The following is a 13,741-nucleotide window of genomic DNA, read 5'->3' on the forward strand; positions in this document are numbered from 1 at the left end:
CGCCACTGATGAAAACGCAGATGAAAACACCACGTTTCTCCTGGGACATGCTCTCACGGATCATTGCCGCCATCGCCGGTGGCTATGGCTTCACCTACGCCTTCACCGCGGCCCTGGCGCGTGTGCTACCGATCGACGAGGTGGATGCGTTGATCAGCGTGACGTTGTCGTCGTTCGCCGTGTACACCGGCGCGGTGCTTTGGGCATTCGCCTGCCGCAGTGCCCGACGTGCCTGGGCTGGCCTGGCACTGGCGCTGCCCCTGGCGGTGGTCGGCTTCTGGCCGCAGCTGATGGAGAGCGTGAAATGAAACGCAAGACCATCACTCAGTCGCTGTCGTGGATGCACACCTGGTGCGGTTTGATTTTCGGTTGGATCCTGTTCGCCATTTTCCTCACCGGCACCCTGGCAGTGTTCGACAAGGAAATCGACGGCTGGATGCGCCCTGAAATTCCCCAGTCTGGTTTGAGTCAGGCCCAGGCGGTGCAAACCGCACTGGGCTACCTCCACGCCAACCATCCAGGCGCCAGTGCCTGGAACATCGGCCTGCCGACCGAGCGTTCTCCCACGCTGAGCGTCTCGACAGGCGAGCAACGCCGCGGCGGCGGCACTGCGCTGGACCCTGGGACCGGCGAGCCATTGGAGGTGCGCGAGACCGCAGGCGGTGGTTTCTTCTTCCGCTTCCATTTCACCCTCAACCTGCCACGCGCCCTCGGTATCTGGGTGGTCGGCCTGGCGGCCATGGCGATGCTGGCCGCTTTGACCAGTGGTATCGTCATCCACAAGAAGTTCTTCAAGGAGTTCTTCACCTTCCGCCCGGCCAAAGGACAACGCTCCTGGCTCGATGCGCACAACGCCACGGCAGTGCTGGTGCTGCCATTCCACCTGATGATCACCTATACCGGGCTGGTGATCTTCTACCTGATCTACATGCCGGCCGCCTCCGATGCCTTGTTCGATGGCAACCGTGAGGCCCTGAACCGGGCCCTGCGCGGCCTGCCTGCCGAACAGCCTGCCAGTGCCCGGCCTGGCGGGCAGGGGGGACGTGACCAGGCCGTCAAGGCGCAAGGCGAGCCGGCGCCACTGACGTCCCTTGGCCCGGTGTTGGCCGAAGCAGAGCGGCGCATGGGGACGGTATCGAGTGTTTCGATCCACAACCCCGGGCGCAGCGATGCGCGGATCGAAGTGCGCCCGGTACTGGGCAACCGCATCGAGCTGACCAAGGGCCAGAGCATGGTCTTCGAGGGGGTCAGCGGCAACGTGCTGCGTGCGCCGGCCGAGAGCCGACCCAGCCTGCTGACGCAACGGGTGATGTCGGGCATGCATTTCGCCCAGTTCGGGGGTTATCCGATGCGTTGGTTGTACTTCATGTGCGGCTTGGTCAGTTGCGCCATGATCGCCACCGGCCTGGTGCTGTTCACCGTCAAGCGGCGGCGTCGACATGACGCTGAAGGCGCGCTAGGCGCACTGCTTTACCACGTCGCCGAGCGCCTCAACGTCAGCGTGATGGCAGGCCTTGCGCTGTCCTGCGTGAGCCTGCTGTGGGCCAACCGTCTGCTGCCCGTCGAGCTGGCGCAGCGCGGTGGTTGGGAAGTGCGGGTGTTCTTCCTGGTCTGGCTGGTCAGTCTGGGCCATGCCATCGCCCGTCCAGTGTGGCGTGCCTGGCGGGAGCAGCTTGGCCTTGCGGCAGTGCTGTGCCTGGGCTTGCCGCTGCTGAACGCCGTTACCGTCAGCTGGGGTGCCTATATCCCGTTGGAAACCACCACCGTCGTCATCGGCGCGTTGCTGGGCTGGTGCTGCTGGAAAGTCGGTCGGCCGATCGAGGAACGCGCCACTCGCGGCAAGGCGGTTCATCCATTGGAGGCCAGCTGACATGAGTCTGGTGTTATCCACGGGCCTGCTGCTGGCCTACAGCGGCATGCTCGGGCTATGCCTGGGGCTGGAGCGGCACTACAAGCAGGTCTGGCAGCGGCTGCCCGCACGGCGCTTGCGCCTCTGCCTCAGAACCCTGGGCTGGCTCGCCCTGGCCGCCAGCTTCGCGGCCAGCGTGGCGGCCTGGGGCTGGGCCATGGGGCCGATCGGCTGGTGTGGCCTGATCTCGCTCGCCGGGCTGGCCCTGGTGCTGGTATTGCCTTATCACCCGCAGCTGGCGATGTGTCTGGCGCTGCTCGGTTGGCCTGTGTTAGGTGTCGTTGCGCTGCTCTGAGCTGAGGCTTCGGCTACAGGCGGCGAGAAACCCGACGCCTGTCCATCCCATCAGGCTCGATCGAATGCGCTAAAGAGTTAACGCTGTCAGTCGATATCGTAGCGCCATCATTCAACTTTTCGGCCGACCATGACCTCCATCCTGCCTGACGCTTCCACCCGTGAGCAGCGCCCACACTCCAGTGTCGGCCTGGCCAGAACCGTTCTGTTCATGTTCACGGGCTTTCTGACGCTGGTCATCCTGGCAGCCGGTGTCATCTCGGTCTACTTCGCGCTGGGGCTGGATCGGTCGGAAGCGAAGAAGGCGAAGCTCCTGGTGGAGAAGGCCGTCGAATCACTGGTGAGCGCTTCTCAGACTACCATCGAGGATTATGCATTCTGGGGCGATGCCTACCGAAACCTTCACAGCGAGGTCAATACGGACTGGGCCTTCGTGCAGGGAAATCTCGGGGCCACCTTGTATGCCGATTTCGGTATCAACGGTCTTTTCGTCGTCAAGGGTGCTCGGCAGACCGTCTATGCCGTCATCAATGGGTCGCTTGCCCCGGTCTCGGCTTCGGCGTGGCTTGGCCAACCCATCGACCACCTCCTGCAGGCGGCAAGGGCTGAGGAACCACACGAAAAGTCGGTCAGCGCATTCCTCAACGTGGACGGCGTATTGGCGCTCGTCGCTGCAGCGGCGCTCACCCCTTCGACAGATCCTACGGTAACGCGAGAGGCCGGGGAGGCGTCCGTACTCGTGTTCACCCAGTTGCTGGACAGTCACCGCCTTGAAGCGCTGGGCCAGCAGTTTGGTATTCAACACCTGCGGCTTGCACGCCAGGCGCCGTCTGCCGACGCGCGACTGGCGCTGGGCGACGAGGGCAGGGCTGGGACGCTCCTGTGGCGAGCGCCCACCCCAGGGCGTGAGATGCTGACGTTCATCCTGCCCTTGCTCGGCCTGCTGGGCGTGGTGGTCTATGTGATGATGTGGATGTCCTTGCGGCGCATCACCTCCATGGCACGCTATCTGGATCAGAGCTACGCCGAGGTACAGCGCAGTCGGGCAGCATTGGCCGATAGCGAGGCGCGCTTCCGAGACGTGGCGGAGGCCAGTTCGGACTGGATCTGGGAGATCGACGAGAAGGGGCGTTTCACCTACCTCTCCGAACGGTTCGAGACGATCACCGGGCTGGCCGTGGCCGCCTGGCTGGGCACGCGGATAGATGCGCTGTTTGTGGGCGAGCATGGCGGCATCCTCGAATGGTCGGGTCGACGGTCACACGGGGTCAATGCGACGCTCGAGTGCCGATGCCTGGATAGTCAGGGCGCGCAACGGATCGTCCGCGTGACCGCCAAGGAAATGGATGGGCTGGGCTACCGCGGCACGGCGACGGACATCACAGCAGAAGTCGAAGCGCGCAAGCGGGTCGAGTACCTGTCCGAGCACGATGTGCTGACGGGCCTGCCGAACAGGAAGCGTCTTCGCGATTTCCTGGAAGGGAAACTGGCGTTCTCGTCAGCCGGTGAAGCCCCGTTGGTGATGCTCAGCATCGACCTGGACCGGTTCAAGCCGGTGAACGATCTGCTGGGGCATGCCGTCGGTGACCGGGTGCTGCTGGAAACCGCGCGGCGATTGGGAGACTGCGTGCGCAGCGAAGACCTGATCGCTCGCATAGGCGGCGATGAGTTCGTCATGATCATCACCGGCATGGGTGACCATGCGGAGATCGAGGCCCTGTGCGAGCGGCTGATCCATTGCGTCGAGCAGCCGATGCACCTCGAGGGCCAGGACGTTCATATCAGCGCGAGCATCGGGATCGCGCTGGCCCCAGGGGATGCCTCGCAGGCCGCTGAGCTTCTTCGCTATTCCGACATTGCGCTCTACGAGGCCAAGACCAGCGGGCGGGGCACCTGGCGCTTCTACGCGGGCGAGATGAATGCCCGGATCATAGAGCGCAGGCGTCTGGAAAACGACCTGCGCTACGGCATCAAGCACGGCGAACTGCGTCTGTATTACCAGCCTCGCTTTCGTATCAGCGATGGGCACATGGTGGGGGCCGAGGCGCTGGTTCGCTGGCAGCATCCCGATCGCGGCCTGGTGTCACCGGACACCTTCATCCCGATCGCCGAGGAGACAGGGCTGATCACCGCATTGAGCGATTGGGTGCTTCACACGGCGTGCGCCGATGCGGTGCGCTGGCCCGATGACTTGTTCGTGTCCGTGAACCTGTCGCCGAAGGATTTCCAGTCGGCGCTGTTGACCGAGCGTGTGGGCAGTGCGCTTTCGCATTCCGGACTCAGCGCGGCGCGCCTGGAGCTCGAGCTGACCGAAAGCGTCATGCTGGAAGATGCCAGCGGTACGCTGGTCATCATGCGTGCGCTCAAGGACCTTGGCGTGCGGTTGGCGATGGATGATTTCGGCACCGGCTACTCATCGCTCAGCTACCTGCGTACGTTCCCGTTCGATGGCTTGAAGATCGACAAGAGCTTCGTCAGTCATCTTGGAGAAAGCGAGGGTGATCGCTCGGTCATCACGGCCATCGTGGGGCTGGGGCGCGCGTTGTCGCTTACCGTCACGGCGGAGGGGATCGAGACGCCGGAGCATCTGGAGCTTTTGAAATCCGTGGCCTGTGATGAGGGACAAGGTTATTACCTTAGCAAGCCTGTGGAGGCAGCGGCTTTCAGCCGGATGATCGAATCGACCCTGGTCAATTAGGCGTCTTCGTTCATCCTCTTGAGATCCAGGGCAACGGGCGTGGCGGGCGCAATTTCAATGGCACGGCTTTCGGCATGCAGGATGCTTGCGATCACCACGCTCATCAAAGCGAGCTATGCATCTGCGTTCAGTAAGGCTTTCATGGTGCGCTAGTGCTCTAGATCAGCGCCACGTACCCAGTCAAATGCCAGCGATGTGTGCTGGGGAGCAAAACGTTGCAGGTGCTCAGCCACGACAGTCTCCATTTTATCCAGTAATGCCTCAGGCGCGTGTATCAGCACTTTTAACTGAGTACCCTCAGCCTGCAGCTCGCAAACAGCATCCCCTAAATCAATCCGGCTGCGCTCATTGTCGAAGACGACCGAAAACTTGTGACCCCAGTGCTTGCTCAAGCGAAGGATGTAGCGGCTGGGTTGATCGGTGGCGATAGTCGCTTGGGAAATGGGCATGAAAACTCCTGTAGGCAGTAGGCTATCGGCAGTAGGATGAGTTATTAAGAATTTTTCGCATTGTAGCCATCGACTGGTCGTTCGGAAATCTTTTATCTGATGTTCCCAAACACCAGAAGAAACTGAAATTCTCACGTCCAGCCGTTGATGCATCATGGGAGCTGATCCTGGCTTGCCTAGACTGTTTGACCGGCCAAGTCGCATCGATTCCAGGTTGGTGCAGTCATGGCTAAAGCTTCCGAACCAGGAGATTGCAGTGGGTTACAGCTGAAGCATTGGAACCTTCAGCCATACATGATTTAACATAATACACATTAACCGCACCTTCATATACAGCCTAGAAGGCCTTGGGTGAGCGGGTTCACGCGATAGTTCTCGACGGATCCACGACCGACGTCTGCAGGTTTCAATGCATGGCATGAAGCCGCTTCAATCGATCGTGTCCGTCTCAGCGCTATCTTTCATCTCACGAACGATGCAACGAACAGGACTGCGGCCATGATGGTCAATCCCGCAGCGTAGCTATGCTTGATGAAGGTGTCGTATGCCGGCCCCTTGAGTTTCCAAGGTCTGGCCCAGACGGCATAAATCAGTAGAAGGCCAATGGCAGCACCTTCGATCGACACAGCTGCAAGAAGCACGGTGCCAAACGCCATGCTCGCCGACAGTGATTTTTCCTGGCTCAGGATCATGTAAAAAAGCACCGTCACACTAGGCACCAACCAGACACCTATGGATGCCGCAATCAACAGCCAACAGCATACGCTGGCCAATGTGTACGATCCGATGGGTGGTAGTGCTCATTGTCAAATCTCCAGGCACCTCATATTTGGCACATGTGGGCCTTTCAACGTCTTTGGAAAAAGTCCCAGGATGGGGTTATTCCTTTCACTCTCCTGTGGGGAACTTGCCTGCGATGGCATCTGGTCCATCACCGCCTGCATCGCGGGCAAGCCCGCTCCCACACAGGGAGGTGAACCACTTTGCCAGATCAGCAATGGGGTCCACATCGTGTCAAACAAAGACATGGGAAGGCCCACCCTGAAAGGTTTCGCAGAAAAATGCAGCACACTACTGACGGGTCTTCGCATAGCTTCTGAGCTGTACGACAACCACCCTCCACGACCTAAATTTCAGTCATTTTCGCCCATCTTCGGCTTAACTCAACGAAATGTCCTGGGTTGGGGGCACAAAGCCTACTAAGTCCCGGCGAGCGACTGAGTGACGTGGCTTTGGGCCGATGAGGAGACTTAGTATAGCTACTATGAGCACCAACTAAGTTAGTACACCCCTACAAGCCCGGTTCGGTTGTTGATTCTTGCTAAGCTCGGAGCTGACTGTCCTGCGCGGCGGTACCAGGCTTGCTTGTTGGCAAGGTCGGCAGGTGCCTATCCAACAGCGCGCTTGGAGGCGAGGCCTTCAAAAATCAGCCTGAATCTCTAGGGCCACCCAATTGGGAACGAAAAATATTTCCGCGTAGTCGCCGGGTCTCGTCAGTTACACGAGAACGAAGGCAACCAGTACAGTTTCGAAGCCAGCCCTCTATTTCCAACAGGTACAGTTTCTGAAATTTTGCAATTTTTCAAAATAATTATCTATATATTGACAGATTAGCTTCCTAATAATTTGGTAGTTGTGCGACGCTTCGCAGGATTCTGGGTTGCAAGAGGGATCAGTTTGAGATAGCTTCTTTCGGAAATACTTACTGGTCGATTGGCCAATACATTACGCCTTGCTCACCTTACAATGGTTTTTGGTATGACAGTGGTAAAAATAAAAGCCAAGATCGTAATAGATGAGACGGGAGTCGCTTATGAAATGCCTATACTATTAGGCGCAAATGGCGACGTGCGACTTTTGACTGAGTACTTGGTTGAAAATGCCGGCATGAGCGACGCGTGGAAGTTACGCGTCGTTAGGGCCGCCAAAGTTATGATTGAGTATATCGAGGCAAATCCATACAGGTGTAAAGACCCCGAATTAGTTTTTGCGGGTTTCAAATCGCATCTATATTCCGGAACGATAGGGGATGATGGGCTAGATCCTTCTGGTCTGGGATGGGTGCCGAGCAGTGCAGACGTAAACGCGAGGATCATAGACGCACTGAATGACTTCTTCGATTTCGCATCGAGGAAGCTGGGCAAGCAAACACCAAACCCTATGGTAAAAGCCTCCTCGCATGACGAAAAACTCAAATTTGCTGCCTGGCTTAAAAAGAATAATCAAAATTTTCTCGGCCATATCGGTAGGCAATTCCCATCCGTGATGCTGCAGGAAGTCAGAGCAATGCGACCACAAGGTCGATTGGTCATGAGTAGCTCAGTTGTGCCAGAATTTCCGCGCAGCCTTTTTCAACAGATGTATCTGGATGGTTTCGGTGGAACGCGCGATGTACGCTGCATCATTCGGGATCGCTTAATCTTACTGCTTTTAGACGCTGGTGGGTGCAGGGCAAGTGAACCATTGCACATTTGGGTAGGTGATGTGAAACCCGATCCCAGAAATCCAAAGGCTGCGTTGGTTAAGATTTATCATCCTGAGGAAGGCGTCGCCCCTCAAGATGTTCGCAAGAGGACTCGCAAAGAAAAACGTGCTGCGTACCTCAAACGAAAATATGGATTGACTGCTCGAAACCGTATTCACGGTAGCCAACGCGTTGGCTGGAAATGCAAGGTGGTGGATCATCCAGATAACTATATACAAGTGTTTTGGTTCGCTCCTTTGGCTGGAGAGGTTTTTCTAAAGCTCTGGAATATTCACGTGCGGTACCTTGCGCCCATTGAACGCCATCATCCGTATGCATTTATTTCATATGAGTCGAATAATTTTGGCGAGCCTTACTCGCTGAATGCCCTGAATAGCAACTATGAAGCCGCGCTGTCTCGGATAGATCAGACCCCATCAAAGCCTGAAGGCCGGTCAACTCATGGGCATCGGCACAGCTACTCACAACGCATGAGAAGAGCGGGCTTGCCACCCGTAATTATAAAAAAGGCACTTCATCATGCGAGCCTTAGTTCCCAAGAGGCCTATACAAAGGTTACGAGCGATCAGGTGACAGATGCTTTCAACAAAGCGCGTGATCGGATGGAAAATGAGTCTGAGGTTGATCTATGTACTCAACAAGATCACAACTGGGATGAGATCCTCTGTTCAGGCTTTGAAGACATCGACCCAGACGGCCTCCTTTCAGGGCCTAATCCAAAACTTAGGAGAGATTGATGGCAAAGCGAAGTAAAAGAGACGGCCGTTCTTCGGACGTGACATTCAGTTGGATTACTCGTGACAATGGCTGGGCTTGGGAAGGCTGGCGAGTATGCGTCGCTGGTTGGCTTGCAACCCAAGAAGCGGCGATCTCGCTCAAAATCAATGCATTGAACTGGTTTGTCGACAAATATTTGCCGAGGACGCCAGAACCTGCGGTAGTAACTTCTTTTTTCCAAGCCAGCGCCAATAATTTGCTGCCCGACCTGCATGATGCCCTCAGGGAAACAATGAGCGATGTCATCAGTGCCAAGAACTTCAATATTATTAGCGCGATGATTGACTGGTGTTTGGATGAGTATTTGACTGAAATAGATGATGATGGCCAAAGCCTGTATCTCTGTGAAAACCCATTCAAGAAAGTAAAGGTAAATACGCCGGTTTTGGCCGAGAGCCCCTACAACGCGATGCCGTACACGTTCATTCGTGAGCTGCGGTCGATCATTTGTCCTGTGGAGAAAGGGCACTTCTCCGATTGGAAATTTGCACAAGCGCTGAGCGGGCAACCGACCTCTGATGGGCGATCTTCCTCGGCATGGAGTGACTGGATTGAGGTTCAAGAGGATGAAGTAATTCTTGGTAATCCTGACTCCGTGTATAGAACAAGGACGATTCTCAGGAAAGGAAAATCAACTAAAATTACTGAATTATGGTCTCCCGTCCGTGCAGTTGCGCTCTATCTGAAGCTGGAGTTGCCGCTGCGGACATATCAAGTAAGGATGCTTGATTCAGGTGAGGCCGATACTTTCCGCTATGAAAATGGTACATGGGTGGAAAATGAGACTCTTCTCAAATTAGGTCGAAACTCTAATCCCTACTCGCGCGGCGTCTTTCGGAAAATTTATGATCCGTATTCAAGCCAAAGCATGACTGGATTGTTCATCAGTACGAATAAAACGGCGGACATCAACCGGGAATCACGTGAAAGGGGCTATGAAATTCCCTGGCAGCACGAAAATGTTCTGTATTGGTTGCAAAAGCTCCGCAATTGGCAGGAAAAACATAATCCAATTACGGCTCCCACACATTGTACTGATTTGGCCCAAAAGCATTTTGGCTCTGTTAAAACAGATGAACAAAAAAAGGCTATGGGTTTCATGTGCTTTTTGTTCAGGGATCCGACATCTAAATCGTTCGATGATCGCCATAAGCCTATCATCAAAACAGCACTTGAGGGTCATTGGTGCAAATTGCTAGCCGAGTTGGAGAAGCGGATTGCAGAGCGTGGGCAGACTTTAGATGATGGGAGTCGTATCACTTTTGTTGAACCGCCTGTCAAAGGAGTTCTCAATACTAATACTTACTTTCCATTGCATAGCCTGAGGGTATCACTCATAAGTAGCTACATAATGGAAGGAGGCGTGCCAATTCCGGCGATGGGTAAATTAATAGCCGGCCACTCAAAACTTTTGATGACGCTACGATATAACAAGATCCCAATTAGCAAAATGACGTCATTGATGAATGAAGCATCGGCTAGGATCGAAAAAGGCGGGCATGAAAGTCTTCAAATTTTCCTGAGAGATGCCTCGCTTACTGAAATCTCTGAGAAGACTGCATTCCACGATGAGTCGAGTGTTCGTCCGGCATTAGCCATGCGCAACCCTGTTGGATGGGATTATAGACACTTAGGGATGTGCCTAGTTGGGGGGAACAACGTTTACCTCGACGATACAAGCCTGAACAACGGTTGTTGGAATGGAGGCAAGGCAGTGCCAGGAACGAAGCCGGTACGATATGAGCGTGTACATCACGGCGATGGCAACTGCACATGTTGTCGCTTTTTGGTGACAGATGCGAGCTATCTTCCAGCTTGGGTGGCCCACTTCAACATCATTAGTTATCGGGCGTCACTAGCTGCAAAAGCGGCTATCACTGCGGAGCATGAAAGGGATCAGCTACTAGATGCGCAATTCTATGCGTTGAAGGAAAATTTGCCATTCACCAAACATGCTGAACTTCAGCAGGCCGAACGCCGCCATGCTCAGCAGCAGATGGAAGTTAATGACTTCGCTATTGACTTACAGTCTTGTTACAAAATAATTTCCAGACTCATTGAAATTGAGCAGGCGAGGGAAGATGGAGATCAAAGCCAAAAATTTGTCGCCACTGGTTCAAAAGTGGACATTGCACCGCCAATCGCTTTCATCGAGACAAATTCAGAACTCTGGCAGTTGTCTATGATTCTGCAAGATGCTGAGTTTTATACAGAAGAAGCAGACAACGTTTTAAAAACGCCAGCTGTTCAAAAACGCTCTCAGCATCTCAATCGACTACTGATGCGAAATAATTATACTCCCATCTTTATGAATATGTCCGATGAGATGCAGCTTGTGGCTGGGAACGCGATGATGCGTGCGATGGCTCATGCTGCCTCTCCCGATGATCGACTAGAGGGGGTTCGCTATGTCAGCGGGTTGATCGAAGCTGGTGAGGTAATTCCTCAACTTGCCCAAGGTATACAGGCAATGGAGCACCTCTCGGGACAAACAGCTTATCGGCTGAAAGATCTGATAGTTGGCGGTGCAGGCCAAGGGATGCTTGCCCATGGCTAATCAAATTGACCCCGATCTTGTGTTACAAGACTTGCTCAGCGAGGCACGACCGCAGCAGCAAAGGTCGCTCATTGCTCTGAGCAAAGTATTAGCGGAGCGTGTCAAAAAGAAAGACATGAATTTTTCTATTGCCCATATAGCGAAGCTCTCTGTGGCAGCCGGTGGGCCATCTGAATCCAGCATTCGAAATAAGACAGGCTTGAGGTTCAGGTTACTTATCGAGGCATGGGCAGCGAGCGCTGGCACCACTCGTAGGATGCCCGTCCAAGGACGAAGTGCGAAGCCTCCTCGTGACTATGAGCTTCTACTTCTAATTCCTGATGTGGCAGTTCGGGCTTGCTTCAGCCAAATAATAGCTGAACGCAATCGCTTCGAGTCCGAGCTCAATCTGCTCAAATCGCAGACTAGGATGGTGATAGACCTACGTCCACCACTCAAAAAAAATATATCACCAGTCCAAGTATTGCCGGCTTTATCTGACCTGCTCAATGTCATGGAGGTTGAGGCGTTAAGGGCTGCGATTGACCCACACTTTATCTCTTCACAAGGGTGGCGGGTCACACCCGCCGGTCAGGTCAAGGACGAGTCAGGTGAGGTATTCAAGCATGGCTATGCCACAGCAATAAAAAAAATACTTGATGAAGTGGGGTGACTTACTTGCCAAATGGAAAGTAGTCCTCCCAAGAAAACTACAAGTCCTTTCTGGCATGGTCTTCGTCAGAGACAGATCACGATTTGGCAGCACATTCGCACCGAGGCAAGTTAAAAAGAACTGATATTGCACGGGAAATGCCGCAAGGATAGAGAGGAGGGGTGTTGGCTATCATTCAGCTCCCGGTATTTACCTCATGGAAAAATCATGTGCTGCCACCATCCTCTCGATGATGAAGGACAACAGCAATCTGGCGTCCGATCAACGATTTGTAGACGAATTCAATCAATTTGAATTTGATGAGCGCCGACGCTTGGCTGACGGCAGTTTTCAGCTCGCGTCAGCTCAACGAAAAGCCGTACTAATGGCCTTAAGCCATCGATTCTCCTTGATAACTGGTGGTGCTGGTGTTGGCAAGACTATCGCCCTAAGAGCTCTTGTAACGCTCCTAGAAAATGACGGTAAAACTGTTTACCAACTGGCATTAAGTGCACGCGCTGCGTCCCAAATGGCTGAATCAAGTGGTCGGCCAGCGATGACAATTGCGGCGTATTTGCATCGTCGAAATAACTCAGCGGCAGATCAAAATCTTGTCCTTATTATAGGTGAAGCGTCCATGGTGGACGTATTGACTTTTTATCAGATCACTCATGGTTTGCCACCTGGTGCTTCGTTAGTGCTGATGGGCGATCCGCATCAGCTACCACCCATTGGGCAGGCTTAATCCTTCATGTCCTCACTGAGCTCTCATTGATTCCCCAGACGAAGCTCACCACGGTGAAGCGTCAAGCAGCTCATTCAAATATTCCACGTGCAGCTGCATCAGTCCGTGAGGGTCAGTGGCCAACCTTCAGTGATACAGCTGTCGGTGAAGCTGCTTTCATAAAGTGTGAGGATGATGAGATCTTGCCGATCATCGCAGAGCTTTACCTGCAGAGCGGCACGGAAACCCAAATCCTTTCCGCTACCAAACATTGCTCATTTGCTGGGACGCATGCGATCAATCGGATGCTGCGCGGTAGGTGCGGTAACGCGCAATCTCGTGTGGCCGCACCGGCTAATTGGAGCGGCGAAGAGCTGTGCGTTGGCGATCGAGTTATGTACATCCGCAATGAATGGTCACGTAACCTTCATAACGGCAGTCTTGGGGTAGTCACGAGCGTATCGGGCTGCAGAATGGGAGAAGAGCCTGGTACCGATCTCAATCGGCAAGCGCTGGGAGCCGTAGCCTTTGAAAATAGAGACATCGAGCTTTTTGCTCCTGACTTAGACCTGCTGGATTACGCGTATGCGATAACCATCCACAAGACGCAGGGCTCGCAATTTCCGCGAGTGCTGGTAGCGCTGCGTCGATCTAGAGCTCTGGATAGGACACTTAGTGAAATGCTGATGAGTAGTAGTGAAGACGGATCCTCCACCTAAGCCATTGATTTACAAGGATAACTACACTAAATAGTTCTTTGATGTAGCTATCCTTTTGTTATCTCAAACGGTACGAGGGAGGGTGTTTGGCATACCCAATTTAACATAAGATAGATTATGCGCACATCTGGAAAAAGGCCTTGGGGCACTGCGCGTCAGAATCGAAGCCTGGCATCTTGGCCTTCAGCTATCGCACTGGTGCCTGCGGCTGGACTCGGCCAGATGCTCCCCTCAAGCCACTTGATCAGTTCCCCGCTCGCAGCTTCGCACTAGGAAAACTGCCGCCAATTTGTTGAGTGAATGACGCACGCTTCGATCGGCGGCTTGCAGCAAAGATTGAGCATGAGCAGCTATTTATCCTAGCGCTGAGCAGCTTGGAGACTTTACGGTCAACTCCGCGTGGCGGGATTTCAATCGATCCCGAAGAAATTCGCGACCAGATTTTGGTGCGCCATGAGGCTTTCAAGCACCTAGTCGATCCCGCACGCCGAAAGTCAC

11 protein-coding genes are annotated in these 13,741 nt (G+C 54.4%); 9 read left to right on the forward strand and 2 right to left on the reverse strand.

Features of this window, described 5'->3' with window-relative positions; genetic code table 11:
- The first annotated feature begins 20 nt into the window (after window positions 1–20).
- From G7007_RS12490 to G7007_RS12505, 4 genes are all read left to right on the forward strand, one after another.
- Entirely contained in the window at window positions 21–308 is a 288-nt protein-coding gene (locus tag G7007_RS12490; RefSeq protein ID WP_181102143.1) for a DUF3649 domain-containing protein, read from the forward strand.
- Window positions 305–1,870 carry a PepSY-associated TM helix domain-containing protein gene (locus G7007_RS12495; protein ID WP_181102145.1) on the forward strand — a complete coding sequence of 522 codons (1,566 nt, stop codon included), beginning with the start codon at window positions 305–307 and terminating at the stop codon, window positions 1,868–1,870. Before G7007_RS12490 ends, G7007_RS12495 begins: the two co-directional genes overlap by 4 nt.
- Before the next feature lies 1 nt (window position 1,871).
- Window positions 1,872–2,204, forward strand: a complete 333-nt coding sequence (locus tag G7007_RS12500; RefSeq protein ID WP_181102147.1) for a DUF3325 domain-containing protein — start codon at window positions 1,872–1,874, stop codon at window positions 2,202–2,204.
- A 129-nt stretch (window positions 2,205–2,333) separates the two neighbouring features.
- Window positions 2,334–4,901 carry a bifunctional diguanylate cyclase/phosphodiesterase gene (locus G7007_RS12505; protein WP_181102149.1) on the forward strand — a complete coding sequence of 856 codons (2,568 nt, stop codon included), beginning with the start codon at window positions 2,334–2,336 and terminating at the stop codon, window positions 4,899–4,901.
- A 149-nt stretch (window positions 4,902–5,050) separates the two neighbouring features.
- Here G7007_RS12505 and G7007_RS12510 read toward each other — a convergent pair whose 3' ends face one another.
- Together G7007_RS12510 and G7007_RS12515 are read right to left on the reverse strand one after the other, a co-directional pair.
- Window positions 5,051–5,350, reverse strand: a complete 300-nt coding sequence (locus tag G7007_RS12510) for a DUF2218 domain-containing protein (RefSeq protein WP_181102151.1) — start codon at window positions 5,348–5,350, stop codon at window positions 5,051–5,053.
- Window positions 5,351–5,811: 461 nt separating this feature from the next.
- Window positions 5,812–6,042 carry a hypothetical protein gene (locus G7007_RS12515; protein WP_181102153.1) on the reverse strand — a complete coding sequence of 77 codons (231 nt, stop codon included), beginning with the start codon at window positions 6,040–6,042 and terminating at the stop codon, window positions 5,812–5,814.
- A 1,066-nt stretch (window positions 6,043–7,108) separates the two neighbouring features.
- On the opposite strand from G7007_RS12515, the gene gmtY reads away from it, so the two are divergent.
- The 5 genes from gmtY to G7007_RS12540 all read left to right on the forward strand — a co-directional run bounded on the left by gmtY (window position 7,109) and on the right by G7007_RS12540 (window position 13,243).
- The gene (gene gmtY / locus G7007_RS12520) at window positions 7,109–8,572 is read left to right on the forward strand and encodes a gamma-mobile-trio recombinase GmtY (RefSeq protein WP_181102155.1); all 1,464 of its coding nucleotides are present in this window, start codon (window positions 7,109–7,111) and stop codon (window positions 8,570–8,572) included.
- Window positions 8,572–11,169 (forward strand): gamma-mobile-trio integrase GmtZ, encoded by a 2,598-nt coding sequence (gmtZ, locus tag G7007_RS12525; RefSeq protein ID WP_181102157.1) that lies wholly within the window; start codon window positions 8,572–8,574, stop codon window positions 11,167–11,169. Before gmtY ends, gmtZ begins: the two co-directional genes overlap by 1 nt.
- Window positions 11,162–11,821: a gamma-mobile-trio protein GmtX gene (gene gmtX, locus G7007_RS12530; protein WP_181102159.1), complete on the forward strand. Its 660-nt coding sequence runs from the start codon at window positions 11,162–11,164 to the stop codon at window positions 11,819–11,821. Before gmtZ ends, gmtX begins: the two co-directional genes overlap by 8 nt.
- Window positions 11,822–12,017: 196 nt before the next feature.
- Entirely contained in the window at window positions 12,018–12,545 is a 528-nt protein-coding gene (locus G7007_RS12535; RefSeq protein ID WP_181102161.1) for an AAA family ATPase, read from the forward strand.
- Window positions 12,546–12,571: 26 nt separating this feature from the next.
- Window positions 12,572–13,243 carry an ATP-dependent DNA helicase gene (locus G7007_RS12540; protein ID WP_181102163.1) on the forward strand — a complete coding sequence of 224 codons (672 nt, stop codon included), beginning with the start codon at window positions 12,572–12,574 and terminating at the stop codon, window positions 13,241–13,243.
- Window positions 13,244–13,741 lie beyond the last annotated feature (498 nt).

The organism is Pseudomonas entomophila, from assembly GCF_013523125.1.
GTDB classification, from domain to species: Bacteria; Pseudomonadota; Gammaproteobacteria; order Pseudomonadales; family Pseudomonadaceae; genus Aquipseudomonas; species Aquipseudomonas entomophila_B.